General features: G+C 42.7%; 13 protein-coding genes. 4 read left to right on the plus strand and 9 right to left on the minus strand.

The genetic code is table 11. The features are described from left to right. Positions 1–112 precede the first annotated feature (112 nt). From L4D76_RS09825 to L4D76_RS09865, 9 genes are all read right to left on the minus strand, one after another. Complete coding sequence (locus L4D76_RS09825; protein WP_428440728.1) at positions 113–589, minus strand: hypothetical protein; 477 nt, start codon at positions 587–589, stop codon at positions 113–115. Beyond that, the gene (locus tag L4D76_RS09830) at positions 589–1413 is read right to left on the minus strand and encodes a carbohydrate ABC transporter permease (protein WP_428440729.1); all 825 of its coding nucleotides are present in this window, start codon (positions 1411–1413) and stop codon (positions 589–591) included. The genes L4D76_RS09825 and L4D76_RS09830 overlap by 1 nt, the downstream gene beginning before the upstream one ends. After that, a complete protein-coding gene (locus L4D76_RS09835) occupies positions 1410–2291 on the minus strand; it encodes a carbohydrate ABC transporter permease (RefSeq protein WP_428440730.1) in 882 nt (293 codons plus the stop codon). Before L4D76_RS09835 ends, L4D76_RS09830 begins: the two co-directional genes overlap by 4 nt. Before the next feature lie 88 nt (positions 2292–2379). Continuing rightward, complete coding sequence (locus tag L4D76_RS09840) at positions 2380–3621, minus strand: extracellular solute-binding protein (RefSeq protein WP_428440731.1); 1242 nt, start codon at positions 3619–3621, stop codon at positions 2380–2382. 143 nt (positions 3622–3764) lie between these two features. Then, positions 3765–4751 carry a LacI family DNA-binding transcriptional regulator gene (locus L4D76_RS09845; RefSeq protein WP_428440732.1) on the minus strand — a complete coding sequence of 329 codons (987 nt, stop codon included), beginning with the start codon at positions 4749–4751 and terminating at the stop codon, positions 3765–3767. 234 nt (positions 4752–4985) lie between these two features. Continuing rightward, on the minus strand, positions 4986–8366 hold the full coding sequence (locus tag L4D76_RS09850) for a GH36-type glycosyl hydrolase domain-containing protein (protein ID WP_428440733.1): 3381 nt from the start codon (positions 8364–8366) through the stop codon (positions 4986–4988). Between the two features lie 53 nt (positions 8367–8419). Then, positions 8420–9529 carry an ABC transporter ATP-binding protein gene (locus L4D76_RS09855; protein WP_428440734.1) on the minus strand — a complete coding sequence of 370 codons (1110 nt, stop codon included), beginning with the start codon at positions 9527–9529 and terminating at the stop codon, positions 8420–8422. Positions 9530–10283: 754 nt separating this feature from the next. Further along, the gene (locus tag L4D76_RS09860; RefSeq protein WP_428440735.1) at positions 10284–13676 is read right to left on the minus strand and encodes a hypothetical protein; all 3393 of its coding nucleotides are present in this window, start codon (positions 13674–13676) and stop codon (positions 10284–10286) included. A 765-nt stretch (positions 13677–14441) separates the two neighbouring features. Then, positions 14442–17885, minus strand: a complete 3444-nt coding sequence (locus tag L4D76_RS09865; RefSeq protein ID WP_428440736.1) for a hypothetical protein — start codon at positions 17883–17885, stop codon at positions 14442–14444. Between the two features lie 768 nt (positions 17886–18653). Here L4D76_RS09865 and L4D76_RS09870 point away from each other — a divergent pair. The 4 genes from L4D76_RS09870 to L4D76_RS09885 all read left to right on the plus strand — a co-directional run bounded on the left by L4D76_RS09870 (position 18654) and on the right by L4D76_RS09885 (position 24903). Beyond that, complete coding sequence (locus tag L4D76_RS09870; RefSeq protein ID WP_428440737.1) at positions 18654–20372, plus strand: sulfatase family protein; 1719 nt, start codon at positions 18654–18656, stop codon at positions 20370–20372. 233 nt (positions 20373–20605) lie between these two features. Then, on the plus strand, positions 20606–22324 hold the full coding sequence (locus tag L4D76_RS09875) for a sulfatase family protein (RefSeq protein ID WP_428440738.1): 1719 nt from the start codon (positions 20606–20608) through the stop codon (positions 22322–22324). A gap of 183 nt (positions 22325–22507) precedes the next feature. After that, the gene (locus L4D76_RS09880; RefSeq protein ID WP_428440739.1) at positions 22508–23278 is read left to right on the plus strand and encodes a DUF481 domain-containing protein; all 771 of its coding nucleotides are present in this window, start codon (positions 22508–22510) and stop codon (positions 23276–23278) included. Between the two features lie 299 nt (positions 23279–23577). Further along, positions 23578–24903 carry an anaerobic sulfatase maturase gene (locus L4D76_RS09885; protein ID WP_428440740.1) on the plus strand — a complete coding sequence of 442 codons (1326 nt, stop codon included), beginning with the start codon at positions 23578–23580 and terminating at the stop codon, positions 24901–24903. The last annotated feature ends 296 nt before the right edge of the window (positions 24904–25199 follow it).

Genomic DNA, 25199 nt, shown 5'->3' on the forward strand with positions numbered 1-25199 from the left:
CCGAAGGTTTAATGGTTTCCAACGGGAGATCTTGATGTAAAAAATGCCGGCCTCATTATTACAGAGAGGCGACGGCATTATTAAAAGGGGGATATATCGGTGGCGCTAAAAACTAGCTTTGGTATTGATAATCTGGAAATGCTTCTTTTAAGAATTCATCCATTTCTTGTGCTAGTTTTGTATTCCCATTCATTTTAGAACGATTCAATAGCTCCAAGGCAGCATCAGGTACGTATCTGGTATCAAGTTGTACATATATCTCAATAAAAGATAATAATTGCTCTTCTGTTAGCAAAGGAATAACGAGCTTAGATTCTTCAAGCGCCTTTTCATAAAAATCTGGCTTCAGGCCAACTAGGCTGGATTCCCAGGTTTCAATAACTTGTTGGTAACCACCTGAGTACTTGTCTTCAATTCTAAGCTCTAACTTATTCATGCCTTTTAGTGCATACGTTAGGTTACCGCTATCTTTCTGTTGTTGAGCGTACTCATAATAGTCACTCGATTGAAAGTAGACTTTCACCCAGGCAGAACAATAAGTAAAAAGTACAAACAGGAAAAGGAAAGATAATTTTTTTAATGTACTCATTATTTAACTCCCACGCCTGTAAATGCCTTAATAAAGTTCTTCTGCATAAAAAAGAAAGCAAAAACAACGGGTACGGCAATCATAGTGGTTATAGCCCAAACTTGTTCCAGATTTCCGGCAGGAATATCTTGCTGAAATTTAAAGAGTGCCATTTGCAGCGTCAGCATGGAGTCATCACGGATATATAGTAAAGGCCCCATAAAATCATTCCATGCCCCCATAAAGGTCAGAATACCAACTGTAGCCAAAGCGGGTCTCATCATCGGTAGCACTACCTTGAAAAAGATTCGGAACTCGCTAGCACCATCAATTCTTGCTGCTTCAAGGTATGCTTTATCAATTTGCTTCATAAATTGATAAAGGAGGAAAATGTTATAAGCACTGATCGCACCCGGTATGATAAGTACCCGGTAAGTATTTACCCAACCCCAATCATACATCATCATGTAGACGGGGATCGTGAATAAAATAGCAGGAACCATCATCGAAGATAGGATCAATCTAAGCCATAAGTCCCGATTTGGCATATTCGTTTTGGCAATTGCAAAAGCAACCATTGCTGATAACAAGCAATTTAGTACCATCACCGAAACGGAAACAAAAATGGTATTAAAGAAAATACGGAATAGATTTATGCTTTCAAATACCTCTATATACCCCTTAAGCGACCAAGCTTTAGGCAGTGCATTCGGAGCATGCATGATCTCAGAGCCGGATTTAAACGAATTTATAATCATAAAGAAAAATGGATATAGCACTATCGCACTGGCGGCCATTAATCCCGCATAAATCAGCCATTTGTTATTACCTTTTATGCCATTCATTTGTCGTCTCCACCATTGGTGATTTTTAGCTGTAGTGTGGTTAATGTGAAGATCACTAGAGTCAACAATAGACCCGCAGTAGAAGCTTCACCCATCTTCATCTGTTCGAAACCAATCTGATAAAGATGCAAAACAGGCGTCAATGCTGAGTTATGTGGGCCACCCTGTAAGTCAAAGTTCATAAAGACTTCGGTAAACATCTGCAAGCCGTTAATTACGTTAATCGTAAGTACAAAGACGATTTGAGGCTTGATTAGTGGCAGGGTGATTTTAGTGACTTTTCGCCACCAACTTGCCCCATCAATATCTGCGGCTTCCAACAGTGATTTGTTAACGCTGGCAATACCACCCAAGAAAATGATCATCTGGACACCGAACCACTTCCAAGAACTGAACACCGCAATGACAGGCATTGGCAGCCATTCTTCAAACTTCCAAAAAACAGGTGAGTTAATCAGATCTAGATCAACCATCATATTTTGTATCGGGCCGGTAGGGCCAGCAAGGAAATCGAAAATCACCATTGCAACGGTAACGGATGTCACTACAGGTATAAAAAGAATGGTTCTAAATAAACCTGATAAAAAAGTAATTTCATTCAGCATTAATGCTGCTGCAATTGCAATCACAAAGCTAAGACTAATAAAAATAATCTGATTGAAGAATACGTTAAAAATAGACTTCCAAAATTTATAATCAGTAATCGCGGTTACCCAGTTTCCCATGCCGACAAACTTAGTGTTTTCTGGGTTTAATATATTTATATCCAGAAAGCTGTTTTCAAGAGACAAGAAAAAAGGGTACATCATAAACACTAAGAAATAGGCAATCCAGGGCATCATAAAAAGATAGGAAACCCAATAACGTTTAAAATTCATGACTATTGTCCCATTAAAAAATATGTAGAAAACTAATAACTATCGTTCTAAATACGATGTTATAAAATCAAGATGAAAATTAACTGATTTAATTTCTCATTATCAATTTAGCTTCCTCACCTGCCTTGGTAACTGCTTCTTGTGGTGTTACTTTATTCATAATGACGGATTGTGAGTAATAATTAAGAATAATGTTTGATACTTCTGAAACATACACAGAAGACTCGTTCATCACCGTATTCTGTAACTGCTCAACAAAAGGTTTCACATCCGGTGTCTGAAAATATGGATGATCTTGGAGTGACGTCAGCGTTGGCAAGTTTTGCAAAGCCATATTTGCTTTTAAGTTGAAATCATCTTCCATAAGAAGCTCAATCAGCTGCCAGCTGCGCTCTTCTACAAGTTTGGTATTTTTAAATACCATTAGGGCGCGACCATCTAAGTTTGAGTAGTGCACACCACCTTTATGTCGACTTGGGATAGGAGCAATGCCAACATCTTCGCCAATGACCATAGGAGATCCGGCAGCATCTTGAAGATTTACTTGCCAGGCGATTCCGTACTGTGGCCACATACCAATTGTTCTCGAGAAGAAATTTTGTTCCATCGTCAACGGGGCGAATTGTTGAACTTTCTTCATCACTTCTAAAAACTCTACCATTCCAGCTTCTGGTTTATCGAAGACTGGATGAGTACCATAGCGGTTTAGTAGCTGGTATTTTCCGTCATTAAAGTTGTAATAAATTTGCGACAGCATATTCCAGTACCAACTTCCCCCTGCTAATGCATCATTCCAAAGGGCAACACCATGTACTTTTGTTCCATTATCTCGTGCAGGTAAATTGCTGATTTTTTCAGCCGCGACAAGCAACTCATCCCAAGTTTCTGGCGGCGTATCTGGGTTTAAGCCTGCCTCTCTGAACAAATCCTTGTTATAAATCATCATCTGGGTGGTGGCATGCCAGGGGATGTAGTAAGAACGGCCAAAGTTATTACTCATGAACTGAGGGTCAATTTTACTTTTTAACTCATCAAAACCAGTAAAATCATCAAGGTAAGTTAATCGCCCCAGTTTGGCATAGCGGGCCACCATATATCCGAATATTCCTGCATAAACATTCGGATAATCCCCTGCAGCCATACGGGTTTCAAGGTTACCATCATTAGTTAATACAAGTTCTACATCCGAGTAGCGACGTTCATATTCTGGCTTAATAACCTCATTAACAAAGGCCATCTGATCGCCAGATGAAACCATAAATTCTATCCGTTCCTTTGCCTGCGCAGAGAACGTGAAGGCAATTAAGCCTATTGTTAACCACTTGTACATCTAGTTTTCCTTGATAATAACTGTGGGGAGTTACATTAGTAAAACCCCAAAAAAATAATACTAAATAAACAATAACGTTTAAAAACTGTTCTCAATACTACTTAATTCAATGAAAAACATAAGGAACCCAACTCACGCTAAAACTATAACGTTTCTCTTTCTACTAACTTAGTAGGCAACATTGTCATTGGTTCAATATCCTCTTCACCATTCATAGCATCAAATAATACTTCTGCGGCTTTAACTCCCATTTCAAACTTTTGATGTGTAACCGTACTTAATGCGGGAGCCGTTCTCTCAGACTCGCGAATATTATCAAAACCGATTATTTTAAGTTCATCAGGAATTGAAATATTATGCTCTCTCGCCGCTCTCAAAATCCCGATAGCCATTTCATCGTTACCCGAGAAAATTGCCTTGGGTTTAATACCTTGAGCCAAAAGGGCGTTCATTTTTTCATAGGCATCTTTTTCCGTGAAGTCAGAGTGAATAATAAAATCCTGACTAAACTTGATTTTAAAGAATCCTAATGCCGCAATATATCCATCTAGGCGTTTTTGGTTATCGTATGAATCTTCTGGACCACTAAAGTAATAAATTTCTTTACAGCCACTGTTTATTAAAGATTTAGTTGCTGCAAAACCGCCACCAAAGTTATCAATCAATATGCTGTAAATATGGGGGGCGTTAATTTCACGATCGAGAACAACGAATGGTTGATTTTTGTTAGCAGCAGCTGTCAGAAACTCATCATCGAACGAGTTACTCAATATGATTGCACCATCAATCATATGGTCTTTAAGGTATTTATGGGCTGTAGATTCAGGCCCACCGAAAAGGCTGCATGCAATTAAGTCATAACCCATTTCATGCACTTTCTTTTCAATTCCCTGGATTAGTTCGCTGTAAATCGGTCCAAACCAAGAGTTGAAAAAGATACCGATGGCTCCAGTATTTTTTTGTCTCAGCCGCTTTGCATTGCTATTGGCCGCATAATTCAGTCTTTTGGCTACCTCTAACACGTGTAGGCGGGTTTTTTCACTTATACGATCACTGTTGTTTACTGCGTAAGATACAGTGGAAATAGAAACATTAGCTTCTTTGGCTACATCTTTAATTGTAGGTCTCATAACGAATACCTCCCTTGATTACATGCTACGTTTGTCTGCTTCATTTCAAACCATCCATCAAAACTGACTCGAAATGTAAAAGAGTGATTATAGCCGAATCTGTAAAACGTTTCTATAAACGGTAGAAATGAAAATTTATTCTATATTCAAAGTAGTTAGGTTAACTTCAACCTAACTCATTGATACCTTTCTACCTGGATGATTTTATAAAAAAACCAGGTAGAAGGGGGCGGTTTACAGCCAGATTTCTAATGTGTTCTGGTCGTTACCTAACAGGCTATCCAGTAGAGATTTTTCAATTAATACACCACCGGTTCGATAAGTGTTGCTCATGTTTGTCATGGCTAAGTTCTGGCCATTTAACTCGACACGTTTAGGTGTAAAGCACCCTTCTTCCGGATTAATCACTAGTTGGCATGGTTTACCATACAAGCTGAAATTCAAAGTAACCTTACCTAGGGACTTAGAAATAATCGGGTCCAGCACCAAAGATTCATTGTGATAGCGAATACCTAAGACGCTGCTGATAACCTGGTTGATGTAAATACCAGGGCCACTAGAGTAAATTCTCCAACCACCTTTAACTTCAACTTCACCTGATTTCAGTTTGTCAAAGTTATCGTATGCTTCATAACGGTCGTTAAATTTACCATCAGAGCTTGAGAAATAAGCGTTAGACTGACGCACTTCTGCATTCGGTACGGATTTTTGAATACCAACTGGAACAATCTTATAAAGATTGTCATAAACTTCATCGGCTTTACCCATTTTACAAAGTGCTTCAATAAAGCGAATGTGTGCATGGCAATACTGTAAACCCACTTCTCGTCCCAGGTTCGCAGCTAGCTCAGCGCGCTTAAAGTAACTTTGCTTACCTGCGTTATACTCGGCCATACGCTCCATCAATCGTACACCGTCAGGATGAACTAAGTGTTGATTGATGATCTCCATATGGGATTCGGCCATTTCTTTATCAAACGTTTCAGAGATGATAGAGCGTGAAGCCGGCAACAGACGGTATTTGATCCCAGTCTTTACATCAGAAGGGTGTAACAAGTATTCAACTTGCTCAACGTCTTTATCTGCGAGGTGGATAAAGCCAGCAATCACGCCGTCTTTAATGAGCAAACGGTGGTAGTCAGCTTCCATCTTCTCGGTAAGATCCTGGATTTTGGCGACAAAATCGTTGTATGTCTCCTGACCATCCAGTGCACCGCTCAAGGTTTTTAATGCCTGAAGCGTAAGAGGAATTGTCCAGCCACTTACCATGTTTTCACGAAGCGCTTGATTCGCAGGCTGCAGCGTATCATCCCAGTCACCGTCACCGTAACAAGATAGGTGTGTGCCCGGAATTAAGTTATCGATAATGTGTTTTACCTGGCGCTGAACGTGCGCGAATACAGTATAACTTTCAGTTGTAAATTCGAAGCCACTTTCAATACTGGTATACGGGACGGTTGCGTTCAGAATATCCAAATCGCCCGTCGCAGTAATGTAATCAGCAATTGCTTTCAAAGGCCAAACAACAATGTCTCCATGGCAATCCTCTTGCTGAACCTTGCTGTATTTATCGAACATAAACCACTGTGGCCATGTGCCCGTTTCAATATGCTGATGACTATAGATATTCTTAAGCAGATCAACGGCTTTATCGTAATGTTGCATTGACATGAAGAACTCAAATGGCCCCTGAGAAACATCTCGAGTTCCCCAAGCGGCTCCAGAGTACTGCTCTAGACCATGAGGCGTACTGTAATGAACAAGTGCATTATGAGTAAACCATTGAATAGTATCGTTTAACTTCTCGGCATTATAATGATCGTTTTCAAAATCAATGCTGAAGTTATTGATCAAATTATTTTGTGACTGCTGATAATGCTTTGCTTCTAGCTCAAAGTCTAACTTCTCTACATCATGCTGAGATTGAGAATCTAGCGCTCCAGCTATCGTGATACTGGCTTTGCTCGAGATCTGTCCTTGAAGCAGCAAGTAGCGAACAGAATCATCTGACTTGATTACCGCCAGCTCGTCTAATTCAGGGTCAACTAACCATTGATATTCCAATTCAGGGTAGGTGTCTGAAATCATCTGATTGTCACCGGTGACATGAATCAGTCGATCTTCACGTGTTACCGTAACATTAGTATCTTTCTCATTATTCCCCATAAGAAGCTGGTTGGTAATGATGACTTCCAGTGACTGCTCCAGGTTCAAAAGCTCAATGTCCGTTTGAATAGACGGTGTATTTTGAGCACTAAAGCTAGTAACTTGAATGTAGCCTTGCTTGTATTTATAAATCCAGCGAGAGTAGTTTGCACCAACCTCATAAGCAGAAGGCATCGTTAAATTGCGGTATTCATCCCCATCTTTAATCCAAATGCGCTGACCACTGAACTTAAATAGGTTAAGTGAAGTTCTTTCTACACCAAGCAGCTTGTTGAAAGAGGTATTACCCACAACAATATGTGAGTTGAACACCCCGTACATGCAGTGTGTAGAGCTCATTACTGCATTGGCAAAGTCTTGGTTATTACCGGACGAAATCATATGACCGGTAGATCTTTCAAGCAGGCGTTCTTTAGCTGGCAGAGTAACGTAACGACTCTCTCCAGGCTTCTTGCTATAGAAGAATGATAAAAGCGCATTGTCACTTTCTTCTACGAAGCGTCTTTCATCACCAAAGAAGTTGGTCACTTCTTCAGGCGATAGAGCCTCACCTGCTAGAATAGCGTCACCTTTGAGGAAGAAAGAAGGCAAAATCACATCTTCGACTGCTTCAGAAGATGGAGCCTGGTAAGACTTTTTAATAGCGGCAACTGGGCTGGCTTCAGCGACATTAGAATCGGCGATATGGTCTTGATATTCTATATAGAAAACCGTCTGATTTGTCTGGCCGCTTTTTAAAGTAATGTCTTCAGTCTGAAGTGCAATGTACCCCATTTCAAATTGGTATTTTACATTCTCAAGGTTCGGCTTGAGTAATGCTTCTGGCTTGTTATCGAAACGGTAATTTTTACCAAAGAACTGGTAGCCGTCTGTAGAGAAACCTACGATATTTGAGAATGAACCGACCTGCGTCCAAGGGTTCCCTGTGCTTTGTGGCAAGTTTTGACGAGAGCAAACAACATAACCGGTCGACTCAACAGAAAATACTTGGTGATCGAGGTACTGGCTGACATAACATTCATTACTTTTTACCGCTCCCTCATCAGCCAGTGCGATATCCTGGCCAAAGATTAGGTCAAAAGTGATGTCGCTTGATTGCAGGTTTTCAATGTCAGCTGTGAAATAGATTGTATCCGTGTCAACACCGATACTTGCCATCACTTTAGCGCGGAATTGAGATGTTGTGGTTTCCCAGCCTACTTGTCCGTTAGCCGTTCTGAATGTACGCATATTGTCGTTAAACGACATCAGTGGCGTGTAGGAAATTGATGCTTCCTGTTTTACTCGTAAGTAAATATTAGACAGTGCCACTTCAAATTCAGTAGGTTCATATAAATTAAGCATAACGTTATCAGCTTTGATATTCTGAAGAGTATTATGCTCATTAAACGCCAATTTTAGATGGCCATTTGTCATCACATGATGAGAGTCAGAAATTGAGAAATTCATGTAAACTGTTTACCCATGTTTATCAAATAAAAAATTCTTTAATGGTGAGAGCATTAAGGTTGTGAAATATTTTCACCGGTTTCTTTATCAAAGATATGGCATTTATCCATATTGAAACGAATGCTTTGAATCTTATTCTTATTGAGTGGTTTTTCAGGGTTGATTTGCTTACATATAAGTTGCTTACCAATAACGTCAAAGTAAATAAAAGATTCAGAACCCATTTCTTCGATATCAAGAATAAAGGCTTGCATGTCCGCATCTTTGTCGTCAATTAGAATGTGTTCAGGTCGTAACCCAATGATAACTTCCTTGTCGACCCAAGCTTCTACCAAAGCTTGTTTTTCCCTAGACAAACATAAACGCTTATCTTTTATCTCTACCATGATCTCGCCATCATGATTGACCAACTTACCATCCAGCATATTCATTGATGGCGAACCAATAAATTCAGCAACAAATTTATTTTTTGGTTTATGGTAGACATTCATTGGCGTATCAACCTGCATAATTTGGCCTTTGTCGAGAACGCAAACGCGATCTCCCATGGTCAAAGCTTCTACTTGGTCGTGAGTAACATAAACCATGGTGGCAGGGCGTTCGCTTTGCTTAAGTTCCTGGTGCAAACGACTGATACGCATACGCATCGATACCCTAAGTTTGGCGTCAAGGTTAGATAACGGCTCATCAAAGAGGAACACCTCTGGTTTACGAACCATGGCACGACCTAAAGCAACACGTTGGCATTGACCACCGGATAATTGACTTGGCTTTCGATCTAACAAGTCTGACATTTCAAGCAGTTGAGCAGCCTCTGCTACGCGTTTCTCAATTTCAGCCTTAGGTTTTTTTGCAGTTTCAAGTCCAAAAGCCAAATTCTGCTTAACTGTCATATGTGGATAGAGAGCATAGTTTTGAAAAACCATGGCAATACCGCGATCTTTAGGTGGGATATCGTTACAGTTTTTATCGCCGATGATTAACTCACCACTGGTGATGCTTTCTAACCCTGCCATCATTCTTAAAGTGGTGGATTTGGCGCAACCAGAAGGGCCGACCAGAACCATAAACTCACCATCCTGAATATCTAGACAAACATCATGAACCGCATGAAAGCCATTCTTGTATATCTTGTTTAAGTTTTGCAGTTTGACCTGTGCCATAAGGATTCTCTTTGCTAAGTTGCCTGCTTCCGTAGAAACGTTTCAATAGATAGTATTCAATGCTTTTTACGGTGTCAACTATTCGTAGTTGTACGTAAGCATAGATCACATTTTTTAAAAAAATATTGCATTCGATTTAGGTTGTTCAAAAAATAGCCGTCACGAATAAGGTATTGATCTTACTTTACATACTTGGCTGATATCAATCTTAAGTTGTTGATATATATAGGTATGGCTTTGCTTGCGTGTCTTTTGATGTGGTAAGAAAAGACATTATCAATAAGTGATGGAACTAATTGAGGAGGATAGTGTGTTACAACGTCAAATGATGCGAGTAGTACCAGATTTCTTTACTTTTACTTTAAGAAAATAACATGATTATTGGATTCAGAAGTGAAGGTGGTGGTGGTTATTTCAATAGAAACGTTAAAATTCGTGTGAAACAGAGAAATAACACGACACGATTCAGACAGAACTATCTTAAAAATGTAGTCATGCTGACTGAAACTGGTCTGATTAAGTAGGGTATTTGGGCTATTTAAACAGTGATATCACAGCTTTGTGCCATCTCCTTGTCCGTGTTTGTATGCATTGATTTCATTACGTCTAATATAGCCATAAAAAGATAGAGCACCGAAGTGCTCTATCTGGTTTATGGGCATCCATTATTTCAATGATACTTATCCCTTCCACCAAAAGATGATGAGTCAGGGTTAATGGCAAATGCCTGTTCGAAAAGACAGCAACGCCAAGTCTAGCAGCCCGTCACTGATCCGGTACACTCTTCTACCCGGAAAAGTCTTTGCTTGTAGACTTTGATGTTGTCGAGCACCACGCGATCAGTCGCCACACTCTCATTACTGTTTTGACGCATTCTGAAAGTCACATGGAAATTCGTTTCCCCCGGACGCTTGCGCATCGTAAATGCAATCTCGTCAGGAGAATCTGCCTCTATCGATCCGACTCCCGGCCAATTCACAATTTCGCCGTTTCCATCCGTGATATCAACCATGATTTCAAATTCAGAATCGGTAATGGCATGATCGCCCAATGTCGCCTTAAAGATGTAGCGCGTACCGTCAGGATCATTCGAAATATCAATGTCAGTTTCGGCTCTACGCCACGATCTCAGCCCGCCTGACAGCACGAATTGAAGTGCCTGCTTGCCTTCAGGAACTAACTTTGAGTCATTGGTAACACTGACTTGGCCGTGAGAGAATGTCCAGTTACGGCTGCCATCTTCAAAATCGCCATTGTCGATTTCTTCCAAGGCACCAAACAGCTGAAGTGAAGTGTTGTCAAAGACAAACGACTGTCCGGTTTCTCCCTCAACGACATACTCGATGTGCAGATAGTTGGCTCCAGCCGGCTTGATCGTATCGACCGAAACAAGCTGACCAGCATCACCCGCAGCAATCAGATTACTGTTCGCAATATCGCCCAGTACTGCCTCGCTGTCACCGGCTTCGGACCAATAGACGCGAATACCGCCAAGGGCTGAAGTGACCTGTTCCGGACGAACAAAGGCTGATACCCTGTATTGGCTGCCATCCATTGCTACAGATTGATCAACCGCCTGGGTCAATGTTGAATTGCCCGTGGCAGATGAATGGATTTTCACACCCAGTCCGTTAATGCCTTCTGAAATCTCTACAAATGCATCACCGTTATACTGCCAGCCCTGTAATCCGTTTTCGAAATCCGGGTTGGAGAAGGTGCTGTCCTTACCTTCTTTGACACTCACAATATCATCTAGCTCCACCCAGTCACCTTTAGGATCTTCAACTGCAAAATCAGCAAAGCGCTGTTCGCCCGGCACAGTAAATGGCGATCGCTGGAAACCAAACGACTGCTTGCTGCCGTCTTCCTTGACACCAAATACATGGCGCGGTGTCAGGGCCGAGAAATTAACGACCTGATTGCCGTCAAAATCTGTTTCCCATGATACATCGGGGCGGTAGAACGTATTTCTGAGCTCTGCGGTGGTTCCTGGCGCAATGGTTTCTGCCAGCCCAATAGCACCAAACCAAAAATCCGCGATACCGACAGAGTCCATCAAATAGTTCGGATCATCCATCGACCAGCGTGTCAGCAACGTAATATCATCGCCGCCAGCGCCGTTGATCATCGCTTGTCGCACGCCATCCCGGTAGGCAAAATAGCCACCGACCATGGCTCCGAGTTTATTGTGCTGGCCGAAACCTAGCAGCGCCGGGAAGTGCAAGTAATTTCCCGGATGATCTGATGGACCGTCATTGTAGTAATTCCCTTCCTGAGTCGGGTTGTTACCGGCAGAAAACGCTGCAAAGTATGGGGCGCCTAAATCGTCTGTCTCCGCCTGAGTTACGGCGTAGTAATTGTTATTTTGTGCTTTCCATTTCGGATCATCGAAATGGTGTTCAAGGACGAGAGTCCCTCCCATCACAATAAAGGCTGCGTGGGATGCCAAAATAACAGGCTCGCCTTCCAGCCAGTTGTCGGTTTTGAAATTTTCACGATCATAGACATAAGAGGCATAGTTGTACGTCGCACGTGGATCCTGAGCCGCGCCTAAGTCGCCATATATCCAGGTTTCATTTGCCATGCCGTTATTGTTTCTAAGTGGCCCAAAATCGTCCCCTTGCCAGGTTATTCTCTGGTTCGCCCGGATCGTGTCACTCGAGCGTACAAAGACCTGCTGCAGGTAGCGCTTCGCTTCCGCGATTGTTTCATTCTCAGGGTATATCTCTGCGGCTTTGATCACTGAAGGAAGGAACTTCATGCTGGTATACACTTGTGGCAGAGGTTTTGCCACATTTGGACTTCCGTCAGTCTCGTATTGTCTGACAAAGTGACCATCAACCGTTTTTAAGCCGCCAAGACCATCACTTTTTAATCCTGCATGGCGTTCAATAAGAAGCTCAATCAAAGGTTCGATTTCTGGATCCGGGTTGACCTTGTCTGCTGCAAGAAGCAGGTAAACCGCCCAACCAACAGTATCAGCTATCGGTGTAGTATTTGGATTAGTACCTACTCGCTGTATTTTTCGGTGTAAAAAGCCATCAGGTGAAAAAGTGTTTGTGGATGCAAAATCATCAGATGCAATCAGGCTTTTTACTGCCGTTACATATTGAGCCAGTTCATCGCGAAGCCAGTCCTGGTATGACAGTCTATCGTCAAGCAAATCGGACAAAGTGAAAGCCTGACCATCAGAGTATAAAATTTTGCCGTCAGCCGTGGTGGTAAAATCCAGCACTTTGCCCGCGCTGATATTCAGAAGTTCGGGCGTATAAGTAGCGCGTTTTCTTACCTTATCTTGCGGGACAAATAAAAACTCAGTGTCATTATCGTTGTCTCTTGTCAGATAAAGTCCTGCAGCCGAATCACTGCCAAACACCCGACTAAAGCTGATTCTGGAAAGATTGCTTCCCTCATACATGCTAGTCAGGCTCTGTTGCTTGTACGGAAGCCGGTAAACGGTATCTTCCGTCAGGATATAAAGGCGGGTATCAACCATATCCAGGGCGATATCTATAACTGCCTTCGGCGTGGGAATAAGAGTTGGTTTCGCTGATGGGCCACCTTGGAATGCGCTATTGCGATCGGCATTTAATCGGTATACCCCGAGATCACTGCCCACATACAGTTTAGAAGCAAAATAGCTCATACCATAATGTGCCTGGGGAGTGCCGGTTTCGGAGCGAAGGGATAGACGCTCAAAGACAGAAAGTTTGCGAGTATTGACGTTCAGCGCCAGTACTGCATCTTGTGCTCCGCCTGCCTGGCTGTTGCATACCGCAATGTAGAGGAAACGACCTGAAGGGGTGAAGGTCATGCCGCAAACAGGCGACTCATGTGATAGGGTCATATCTGGCAGAAGCTGATGAATATCATCGCTGTTTATAGTTTGCAGGACGGTCTTTGAGATATCCCGTATTTCAATGGTCATTGAAGAGGCATTGGCAACTGCGTAGTAACCGGCCACCTTGGCCGCCGCAACAACATCACTTTGCTCTTTCTGGAATGGCCAAGCTTCTGACTGAAACCCCGGCATTTCTACCGCGGTCTTTGGCGTGGAAGTCTCAAGGGCGTTAGCTTCAAAACAACTGCCCAAGGCAATTATCTGAAGCCCCAACCCTAACAGTTTCTTATTATTTTTTATCTTCATACTATCTCTTTTTATATCTACACGTAGGTGTTGCACATGGCATGTATCCACACATTGTGTTTACACGTTTATGGAAATTTTTCAGGAGGGGAAAAGGACTATTTACTGTCATTTTCTGGGGCAGGATCGAAGTCATCCTTGTCAGCGGTAAAGAACGCCATTCCCAAATAGTCAGCACGGCTTATCCAGACCGAAAAATTGAGAGTACTGGGAACTCAATTCTTCCGTGAATCATTCGTGTTGCTTGTATTTTTCAAGGAAATATAAACGTTTCTATTGGTAACGTCACGTAACGGTTGTAACAATTGTTACATTCGTCCAGAAAAGGGTGCCCAGCTTTCTGAACTATGGACCAATAATTAACTTTACATCGACCAGGGGAGTTTAAGTGAAGATAGGGCAGTACATAACTCATGTAAACCTCAGTATTTTCAACCGAATACCAAGTGGTAACTTGAACATAATTAGGTAGATAAGAATTTTTACCGGTATATATTCTGATGGAGATGTTCATCTGGAGCAGTTTGATGAAATAGCCCGGTTTGTACGTGCCGGTGAGTTGGTTGCAGTTCAAAGTATGGTGTAATGGCACATAACCTTGCTGAATTTTGTCGAATCGTTCAAGCAATGACAACGGTCGGCATATGGATGGAGTTTACAGCAGGACGCCTGTTGTTTGCTGCTGACTGGGGGTGGTTCTAATAAGAGAGGGCGTATAACGCCCTCTACTGGTTAAAGATGATGTGAGCGGGTAAAACTAGATATCTAACACCCCGTCACAGAGCCGGTACACTCTTCTATCAGGAAAATCCTCTGCTTATAAAGCCGAAAGTTGTCAATTACAACATGATCGGTCGCCTGACTCCCATCGCTTTGGCGCATCTTGAAGATCACCCTGAAGTTCGTCTCGTCCGGGCGCTTGAGCATGACAAAAGCAATCTCATCCGGCGAGTCAGCCTCAATCGTAGCAACAGTCGGCCAGTCCACTGTCTTTCCATTCCCATCCGTGATTTCTATATCGATATCAAATTCTGAATCATTAGCAATGGCATGGTCACCCAGTGCTACCTTGAAGATATAACGGGTACCGTCAGGGTCGTTCGAAATATTGATATCGGTTTCAGCTGTTCTCCAGGAAGTCATCCCTCCCGATAACAAGAATTGCAGCGCCTGTTTGCCTTCAGGGACTAAAGCCGGATCATTAATGATGCTGACCTGGCCATTAGAAAATGACCAATTGCGGCTGCCACCTTCAAAGTCACCATTGTCGATTTCGACTAAGGCACCAAAAAGCTGCAGTGCGGTATTGTCAAAGACAAATGACTGTCCGGCTTCACCCTCGACAACATACTCGATGTGCAGGTAATTGGCTCCTGCTGGCTTAATCGTCTCGACTGAAACCAGCTGTCCGGCATCCCCCGCAACAATCGCATTACTGTCCACGATGTTGCCTAGCACTGCATTGCTGTCGCCCGATTCAGACCAATATGTTCGGATAAAGCCTTGAGCCGTTGTTACCTGCTGCGGACGAATGAACGCCGAAACTCTAAATTGGCTGTTATCTAGTGCCAAAGGTAGATAGACGGCTTGAGTTAATGTTGAGTTGCCCGTTGAAGACGAAGGGATTTTTGCGCCCTTTCCGTTGACTCCCTCCGTGATTTCGACCGACCCATCGCCGTTATACAGCCATCCGACTATCCCGTCTTCAAAATCAGGATTTGAGAAAATAGTTTCTTTGCCGTCTTTGGCACTCACTACATCGTCCAACTCCACCCAGTCCCCTTCAGGATCTTCTACCTTAAACGTATTAAACTGTTGTCCGTCAGGGACGGTAAAAGGTGAGCGCTGGAAACCAAATGACTGCTGGCTGTCATTCCCATTAATACCAACAACATGGCGCGGTGTCAGGGCCGAAAAATGAACAACCTGATTGCCGTCAGAGTCCGTATCCCATGACACCTCGGGACGGTAGAAACTATTTCGGAGTTCTGATGTTGTTCCAGGGCGGATCGCTTCTGCCAAGCCAATGGCACCGAACCAAAAATCAGCGATACCGATAGAGTTCATTAAATAATTAGGGATATCCTCCTGCTTCGACCAGCGTGTCAGCAAATGCATATCATCACCACCAGAACCATTGGTCATGGCCTGTCTGACATCATCTCTATAGGCAAAGTAGCCACCGACCATTGCTCCTAGTTTGCCATGCTGACCGAAGCCAAGTAGTGCCGGGAAATGTAAAATATTCCCCGGGTGACTGGATGGCCCGTCATTGTAGTAGCCACTTTGCTTTGTTGGGTTATTACCTGCAGAAAACGCAGCGAAATAGGGCGAACCCAAATCATCGGTTTCCGCCTGTGTCACCGCATAGTAATTGTCATTCTGCTCTTTCCATTGCGGATCGTCGAAATGGTGCTCCAGGATGAGGGTGCCTCCCATCACGATAAACGCTGAGTGGGATGCATTTATGACAGGTTCGCCTTCTAACCAGCTGTCGGTTCTGAAATTATCCCGTTCATAGACATAGGAGGCATAATTGTAAGTCGCGAGAGGATCTTGGGCGGCCCCTAAATCACCATATAACCATGTTTCATTCGACATGGCGTTATTTTTTCTTAGCGGCCCGAAGTCGTCATTTAGCCAGGTGATTCTCTGCCGAGCCCGGATCGTATCGCTAGATCGCACGAAGATCTGCTGCAGGTAACGTGTGGCTTCCGCAATTCTTTCATTACCCGGGTACATCTCGGCAGCTTTGATGGCAGCAGGAAGAAATTTCATGCTGGTATATACTTGTGGCTGAGGGTTTGACTCCGTGGGGGTACCGTCTGTTTCGTAGTTACGGACAAAGTGGCCATCAAAGGTTTTTAAGCCCCCTAATCCATCCGTTATTAACCCGGCATGGCGCTCGATAAGAAGCTCGATCAAAGGTTCGATCTCAGGATCCGGATTGACTTTATCTGCGGCAAGTAACAAATAAATCGCCCAGCCTACATTGTCTGCCATTGACAAAGTACTTGGTTTATTACCACTTCGAAAAATTTTTCTATGCAAAAAGCCTTCTGGAGAAAAAGTGTTTGTTGTAGAAAAATCATCTGATGCGATTAAGCCTTTTATTGCTGCCACATATTGAGATAATTCATCCCGCAGCCAGTCATGGTATGACAGTTTATCATCAAGCTGATCTGTCAGAGTAAATGCCTGCCCGTCAGAATAAAGCAGTTTTCCGTCAGGTGTAGTCGTAAAATCCAGCAATTTACTGTCATTAACAGTAAACAGCTCGGGAGAGAAAGTCCCCGCGTTTCTTACCTTATCCTTCGGGACAAACAGTACTTCTGATGCACTATCTGTATCTCTTGTCAGATATAGTCCGGCGGTAGAATCACGGCCAAATACCCGGCTGAAACCGATTCTGGAAAGATTGGTTCCCTCATAAACTTTTGACAGGCTCTGTCCATCGTGCGGAAGCCGGTAAACTGCCTCTTCTGTCAGGGTATAGAGCTTCTTGTCGACCATATCCAGCGCAATATCTTTGACCGGGTCAGGTGTTAAAATAAGAACACTATCTTTTACCTCTTGTCGGTAAACACTATTACGATCCGCATTATAGTGGTATACACCCAACTCACTGCCGACATACAGTTTCGACTCAAAATAACTCATACCATAATGTGATTGACCACCAGCAGAAGCCGAGCGGAGTATAAGGCGATCAAAGAGCGACAGTTCTCGAGTGTTGACGTTGAGCGCCAGAATCGCATCTTCCACTACGCCGGACTGGCCATTACATACCGCAAAGTAGAGGAATCGGCCTGAGGGGGTGAAGGTCATGCCACATAGAGGAGTATCGTGTGTCAGCTGCATATCAGGCAATAGCTGGCGAATATCACTGAAACTAACAGTGTGCAGGACAGACTTGGAGATATCTCGGATTTCAATGGCCATCGAAGATGCATTAGCGACAGCGTAGTAGCCAGCCACTTTAGCCGCTGCGACAAGATGGCTCTGTTCTTCCTCAAAAGGCCAAGATTCAGGCTTGAATTCAGATTGTTCTACTTTAGGTTGTTCTGCTTTAGGTCGCTCTATTACAGTATTATTATTGTTGTTATCATCAATGTGGTCTTGAGCATTGCCGCCGGAGCCATTACATCCAGACAAGGCAATTATAGGAAGCATCAGTCCTAACAGCTTCTTCTTACTCTTGATACTCATACGATCCCTCCAATAGCTGTCCATAAACGTTATTCATGTCGTGTATCCTCACAATGTGTTTTCTGTGTGTGGGAAATTTTATTGGCGAAAAGTGAGCTACTCACCGTAATTTCGGCTCAAGACTGAAGTCGTTTTTGTCTGAGCCTGTTTATCTTTCAGCCGTAGCAATGTTGAAAGATAAACAGGCTCTGGTAGTAAAAAACTCAATTTCCTAGTTCACTGGAGCACGGTTAGCCCATAAAAGAAGGCTGAGAGCGCTCGGCGGGCTTAATCATTATCAAAGAACTATTGATTGATGCGGGCTATGAACTTGCAAGTGAATATAAACGTTTCTACATATACTGTCGCGTGACACGACAAATAATTGTGACAATAGCCCTGTGAAAGAGTGATGGACGATTCCTGAGCGGCATTTTTTGGTTGATTTATCGACATATGGACAGTGAGCTGCGACGTGTGATGCCAATATCTGATGTATGTCATATTTACAACATAAAAAATATAGTGCTGCACGACTTCAATTGACGGTATCACTCGAAACGTTTATATTTCTGATGGTAGAATGACTCAATTACCACATTCTATTGTCAATCATCAAAATTGAGTGCTTATAGCGAGCTGCTATGTAGCGGTTTCTATTAGGTCTGATTTAACCGGTGAAGTCACTCATCCTGCGCTACGGTATCCGGATGGTAAAGCTGAAGTCTATTTTCATCTTTGACAAGTACTTGACCGCCAGTTTAATTTTGAAATGAAAGCAAGGATAATATGAAAATTTCACGCTCTACATTAGCTCAGGGAATAGGCGCACTTATAACCGCTAGCTCCCTTACGGCTCAAGCAGCTCCCGTGACTGAACAGCCTAATATCTTATTTATTTTTTCCGATGACCACTCCACACGAGCTATTAGCGCGTACGGTGGCGACCTGGTTAAAACACCCAATATCGATCGCATTGCCCAAGAAGGTGCCATCTTTGAGAACGCATTTGTTGGCAACTCAATCTGCCAGCCAAGTCGCGCTTCGATTATCACTGGTAAACACTCTCATCTAAATGGTGTTATCGACAATTCCTCCCGATGGAACCCGGACCAAACTATTTATCCGAAATTGATGGAAAATGCAGGTTACCAAACCGCATTGATTGGTAAATGGCACATGAATCCGGCCCCAGTTAATGAGTTTGGTTACTCTAATGTACTTAACGGCGCAGGTGGACAGGGTACCTACTACCAGCCTGAATTTATTGATAATAAAGGTAAAGTAACCACTGTTGAAGGGTACTCAACCGATATTATTACCGATAAGTCCATTGACTGGCTGGAACAGCAACGAGATGCTGATAAACCATTCTTGCTGCAAGTTCAGTACAAGTCTCCGCATACACCGCGTCGCCCGCCGCTGCGCAACCTAGAGTTATTCAAAGATACCAAGTTCCCTGTTCCTGCAACACTCTATGATGACTACAACACACGTGGCCAGCATGCTAAAGAAGCGTGGATGGAGCTATATGGTATGACAGCGGAAGGGATCAACGCTTTCCCACCTGCCGCAACAACACCAGAAAAGAAAAAAATCCGCGAAGATTGGCTAGCGAGTATGAACAAGCCTGATCGCGCGGCCTTCGATAAGTGGATGAATCGTTTGACTGATGATCAACGTAAGGCATGGCATGCAGCGTACGATGATATCAATGTTGAATATTGGAATAAGATCCAAACGCCAGCGTATAAAATGCGCTACGGCTTTGTTCCGCCAGAAGAGAAAAAAGCACGTACTGAATACAACTATCAACGTTTCATGAAAGAATACGCAGCAGCAACTGTTACTGTTGATGAAAACATTGGTCGTATTCTTAATTGGCTAGATGAAAACAACATGGCAGAGAACACCATTGTTGTATACAGCTCGGATCAAAGCTTCTATATCGGCGAACACGGCTGGGCCGAAAAACGCTATATGTATGAAGAAGGGATGAAAATGCCTTTCGTCATTCGTTGGCCTGACGTCATTCCTGCTAACTCTAAGCCTCAGGCTATGATCCAGAATATCGATTTCGGTCCTACCTTCCTTACGGCTGTTGGTCTGGATGTTCCGGGTGAAATGCAGGGTAAGTCATTTATGGATCTGCTGAAAGGTAAGCAGAGCGATTCCCAGTGGCAGAAAGAACGTCCTTACGTCTACTACCACTACTACATGGAAGGTGCCCATAATGTTCCTCGTCATGATGGTGTCCGAAGTGACCGTTATAAGCTGATTAACTTCTACTCAGAAAATGGCGGCAAGGGTCTGTTCGAAATGTATGACCTTAAAGTTGACCCTAACGAAGTGAACAACGTCTTTGATGATCCTAAGTACAAGGAAACTCGTGACACTATGGTGTCTGAGCTTGTCAAAACACGCCAGGAATATGGAGTGCCTGAAGATGCATATGAAGCGCCATATCCGTTTATGACCAGAGACGAGCGTAAAGCGTTAGGTTTCTAACTGGATGAACCATAGGCATCCTTTTGCTAAATCGGATGCCTATGAATTGAGATTTTCATCAAAATTGAGGGCTTATAGTGAGTTGCTCAGGGGCAATTTTCTACTAAGCCAGAGCAAGCCCGGTGAAGTCATCCATCCCGCATTACCGTGTCGGATGATGAAGCTGAAATCTAGATTTCACTTATATTATGTACTTGGCCGACTGTTTAATTTTGAAATAAAGCAAGGTTAATATGAAAATTACTCGCTCTACTTTATCAATGGGCATAGGGGCACTTCTAACCGCCAGTGCCATGACGGCTCATGCTGCTCCCGTGACTGAGCAGCCCAACATTTTATTTATTTTTTCTGATGACCACTCTACTAAGGCTATCAGTGCTTATGGCAGTGAGTTTGTAAAAACGCCTAACATCGATAGAATTGCTAACGAGGGTGCTATTTTTCAAAACACGTTTGTAGGCAATTCCATCTGTCAGCCAAGCCGCGCTTCAATTCTTACGGGTAAGCACTCTAATCTTAATGGTGTTATTGATAACTCTTCTCGATGGAATCCGAACCAAACCATTTATCCACATCTACTAGAAGATTCGGGATACCAAACAGCACTCATTGGTAAATGGCATATGCGACCAACACCGGTCAATGAGTTTGGTTATTCAAACGTCCTCAATGGTCATGGTGGCCAAGGTTCATATTACCAACCTGAGTTTATTGATAACAAGGGCAACATTACCACTGTTGAAGGTTACACAACCGATATCATCACAGATAAATCTATCGAATGGCTGGATAATCAGCGAGATGCTGACAAGCCCTTTTTGCTGAAGGTACAGTTCAAATCTCCGCATACTCCTCGCCGCCCGCCTCTGCGTCATTTAGAACTGTTTAAGGACAAGACTTTCCCTCTGCCTGATACGCTATTTGATAACTACAACACCCGAGGTGAGCACGCAGATAAAGCCTGGATGAAGATGTATGGTATGTCTGGTGAAGGGATCAATGCCTTCCCTCCTGCGGGTACAACGCCAGAAAGGGAAAAAATCCGTGAGGACTGGCTGGCAAGCTTGAGCAAACAGAAGCGCGCTAATTTCATTAAATGGATGAAGCGTCTTACCGATGAGCAACGTACAGCTTGGCATGCCGCTTATGATGATATCAACGTAGACTACTGGAAGAAGATCCAGTCGCCACCGTTTAAAGTACGCTACGGTAAGGTGCCTGAAGACGAGAAAAGAATCCGCGCCGAGTATATTTATCAGCGTTTCATGAGAGACTACATGGCCGCAGTGACAACTGTCGATGAAAACGTAGGTCGTCTGCTGGAATGGTTAGATGAAAACAACATGGCGGATAACACCATCGTCGTTTATAGCTCTGATCAAAGTTTCTTTATTGGTGAGCACGGCTGGGCTGAAAAACGTTACATGTACGAAGCAGGGATGAAAATGCCGTTCGTGATCCGCTGGCCAGGAAAAATTCCGGCGAACTCCAAACCAGAAGCGATGATCCAGAATATTGATTTTGGCCCAACCTTCCTAAGTGCTGCCGGTGTTAAGACTCCGGGTGAAATGCAGGGCAAATCGTTTTTGGATGTACTGACTGGCAAAAAAACGGATGCCGAGTGGCAGAAAGAGCGCCCAATCGTCTACTACCATTACTACATGGAAGGCGGTCATAACGTGCCTCGCCATGACGGTGTTCGAAGTGATCGTTATAAGCTGATTGACTTTTATTCTCAAAATGAAGGCAAGGGCTGGTTTGAGATGTACGATCTGAAAGCTGATCCTAATGAAGTTAATAACGTTTATGAAGATCCGAAATACAAGCAGACGCGTGAATTCATGACTGAAGAACTTGAAAAAGCCCGTCGTGATTACGAAGTGCCTGAGGATGTATTCGAAGCACCATATCCTTATATGAATAGGAAAGAAAGGAAGGCATTAGGTTATTAATTGAATAAGTCATAGGTGTTCAATACGGTATTGGATACCTATGAATTTAAATATTCAAAAAAGTAAGCCAACCTTTGGGCTGCCTCGTTAAGGGAACCATATTTCTTAACGAGGTAAACCATTACAAATGTAATGAAATAAGCGATCCCTCCATCCTCCCCACGAGATACCCGTTCACATAGTATGAAAGTTTTGGATTATAAAAAATGGCTTCTCAGCTTAGGACTGTTATTAAGTATAACGTCCTATGCTGAAGAGGTGACGGATAACGACATTCCTGTAATATCGCCCTTAGCCACCGAAGTGGAGTTTGGTTATCAAGCTTACTCTGGTAATTCTGATTCCGAGTCCCTAAATGCACGCTTCAGTGTGGAATATAAGGCTGGACGCTACCGCTCTACAGGCGAGTGGAAATATTTCATGTTGTATAAAGATGATCTAGAGGAGAGAAGACAATCGACTTACCAAGCACAAGTTGACTATAAGCTAGGAGCAAAAAGCTATTTATATGGCAGCTTTAAAAGGATCGATTCTAAGCACAGTGCTTACTTTAAAAACTATACGTTATCCAGCGGATTAGGTTATCAGTTCTCTTATACAAAAAGGTTTGTATTTGAGCTTGAGCTTGGTCCTGGATTTCGTTATCAAGAACCTAATTTAAGTAAGATAGGTAAAAAAGACATTATCTTTTCCGAAAAAGTTGAAGAGGTGATATGTCGAGCTAATGTTAATACGACTTGGCAGGCTCTCGATAACTTAAGCCTATCCGCTAACCTAACGATTGTTTCAGGTAAGAGCAATACTCAGACAGATACTGTGTTAAGTGCCACTAATAACATCACAGAAAGCATTGCCTTAAAGCTGTCTCACAGCAGCCAATACTATAATAAAGTCCCAGACGGGTTAAATAAACAAGACAGTATTTTCTCCGTGAATCTGCTCTTCCTCTTCTGATCGTACACTGATCTCCCGTAAGTCAGACCTATCATTTTGACCGTGCTTTGTCAGTCAAAATGGTTGAAAATTCGATGAAGATCACTTGGTAGAAACGTTTCTATTGAGTTCGCAATCACCTTGAGGTAGAGTGCAAAAAGTTATTGATTTAACGTTAAATGACCATTGCCACGGCCTGCTTTTTTTTTGCCATTCAGCTTCTGAGGTTCGTGAAAATAGTCATCAGAAAAGATAAATATTATTATAAGCAATGAATATTGCCATTTTACCTAACAATTAGAATCGTTTTCGAGGAATAAATGTCTAACCAGTCTCGCTCTACTCACAGTCAATGCCATGTCATGGCAAAACCTAGCAGCTCTGTATGTAATCTAGATTGCGAATACTGCTTCTATCTTGAAAAAGAAAACTTATATCCTGAACGTAAAAAAAATTGGCGAATGTCTGATGAAACGTTAGAAGCTTACATCAAACAAAATATTGATGCCCAGGATAACGTTGATGTGGATTTTTCTTGGCAGGGTGGGGAACCGACCTTGCTGGGGCTTGAATTTTTCCAGAAAGCCATTGAACTTCAAGAGAAATATAAAGGCAGCCATCGTATTCACAATGCCTTTCAGACCAATGGTATTTTACTGAATGACGAATGGTGTCAATTTCTAAAAAAACACAACTTCTTGATTGGCATCTCGATTGATGGCCCTGCCGAGTTACATGATAACTATCGCGTTAACCGAGCCGGCCGCCCTTCACATGCCAAAGTGATGGATTCTATTGCGCTTCTCAAGAAGCACGGTGTTAATTTCAACACCTTGACGGTTGTGAATGCAGAAAACGTGAAACACCCGGAAAAGGTATATGATTTTCTGACCGGTATCGGCTCTACCTTCTTGCAGTTTATTCCGATCGTCGAGAGGAAGTCGACTGAGGTCACCAAAGACGGATTGCAACTGGTTAATCCTAACTTTGAGTATGAAGCCAATGTGACTCCCTGGTCTGCACCTTCTAAACAGTATGGTGAGTTTCTAAATCGTATTTTTGACCACTGGATAAAAAAGGATGTTGGCCGAATTTTCGTCAATATCTTTGATAATACGCTTGCGACCTGGTGCAAAGAGCCAGCTAATCTTTGTACCTTTTCTGAGACGTGTGGTCATGCCTTTGTGCTAGAAGCAAATGGTGACCTGTATAACTGTGATCACTTCGTATACCCCGAACATTTGGTCGGAAATATTCACGAATCGAGCATTCGCGAACTTAACCAAGATGATAAAGCGTTCACCTTCGGACAAGATAAAAAAGACAAATTGACCAAGCAATGTGTTGAGTGTGAATTCCGTTTTGCTTGCCATGGTGGCTGTCCTAAGCATCGATTTATTACATCAAAGTCTGGTCAACCGGGACATAATTATTTCTGCGAGGGTTATGAGAGTTATTTCCGTCATACCGAGCGATATATGAAAATGATGCGTGACTTATTGATTAGTGGTCGACCAGCATCCGATGTGATGATGCAACTTTATCAGCAACAAATATCGGTTAAGAAAAATAGCCTTGGACGAAATGCACCTTGTCCATGTGGTAGCGGTAAAAAAAGTAAGCGATGCTGTAGCAATCTTTTTTAATTGAGTTGTTTTTTGTTTTGAGTCGTATTTGTTGTTATGGAGAATAATGATGTATTCGAATGATAGAGTAAAAAATTTAACCAGGGCAATATCTGAAAAAACGAAGAAAAAACATCTTAGAAAGTTATTAAAAGATGCACCAATGAATGAAAAGTAACGACCCATAGTTTTAAGGGGTTCTGTTCATTGCTTTGCAATCATAATAATTATGCGACTTAAGGCTTGTTTCCAATAATGACTGGATATTGGTTGTTATTGGAAATGCCGAGAGTCGCACAGTTATATTTAGTTTATAT

Source organism: Photobacterium sagamiensis (genome assembly GCF_050337085.1).
Classification (GTDB): domain Bacteria; phylum Pseudomonadota; class Gammaproteobacteria; order Enterobacterales; family Vibrionaceae; genus Photobacterium; species Photobacterium sagamiensis.

What these genes read in the sequence shown, in the direction of transcription:
- L4D76_RS09825 (WP_428440728.1), bottom strand. Translation starts at nt 589, where the DNA reads ATGAGTACATTAAAAAAATTATCTTTCCTTTTCCTGTTTGTACTTTTT.
- L4D76_RS09830 (WP_428440729.1), bottom strand. Translation starts at nt 1,413, where the DNA reads ATGAATGGCATAAAAGGTAATAACAAATGGCTGATTTATGCGGGATTA.
- L4D76_RS09835 (WP_428440730.1), bottom strand. Translation starts at nt 2,291, where the DNA reads ATGAATTTTAAACGTTATTGGGTTTCCTATCTTTTTATGATGCCCTGG.
- L4D76_RS09840 (WP_428440731.1), bottom strand. Translation starts at nt 3,621, where the DNA reads ATGTACAAGTGGTTAACAATAGGCTTAATTGCCTTCACGTTCTCTGCG.
- L4D76_RS09845 (WP_428440732.1), bottom strand. Translation starts at nt 4,751, where the DNA reads ATGAGACCTACAATTAAAGATGTAGCCAAAGAAGCTAATGTTTCTATT.
- L4D76_RS09850 (WP_428440733.1), bottom strand. Translation starts at nt 8,366, where the DNA reads ATGAATTTCTCAATTTCTGACTCTCATCATGTGATGACAAATGGCCAT.
- L4D76_RS09855 (WP_428440734.1), bottom strand. Translation starts at nt 9,529, where the DNA reads ATGGCACAGGTCAAACTGCAAAACTTAAACAAGATATACAAGAATGGC.
- L4D76_RS09860 (WP_428440735.1), bottom strand. Translation starts at nt 13,676, where the DNA reads ATGAAGATAAAAAATAATAAGAAACTGTTAGGGTTGGGGCTTCAGATA.
- L4D76_RS09865 (WP_428440736.1), bottom strand. Translation starts at nt 17,885, where the DNA reads ATGAGTATCAAGAGTAAGAAGAAGCTGTTAGGACTGATGCTTCCTATA.
- L4D76_RS09870 (WP_428440737.1), top strand. Translation starts at nt 18,654, where the DNA reads ATGAAAATTTCACGCTCTACATTAGCTCAGGGAATAGGCGCACTTATA.
- L4D76_RS09875 (WP_428440738.1), top strand. Translation starts at nt 20,606, where the DNA reads ATGAAAATTACTCGCTCTACTTTATCAATGGGCATAGGGGCACTTCTA.
- L4D76_RS09880 (WP_428440739.1), top strand. Translation starts at nt 22,508, where the DNA reads ATGAAAGTTTTGGATTATAAAAAATGGCTTCTCAGCTTAGGACTGTTA.
- L4D76_RS09885 (WP_428440740.1), top strand. Translation starts at nt 23,578, where the DNA reads ATGTCTAACCAGTCTCGCTCTACTCACAGTCAATGCCATGTCATGGCA.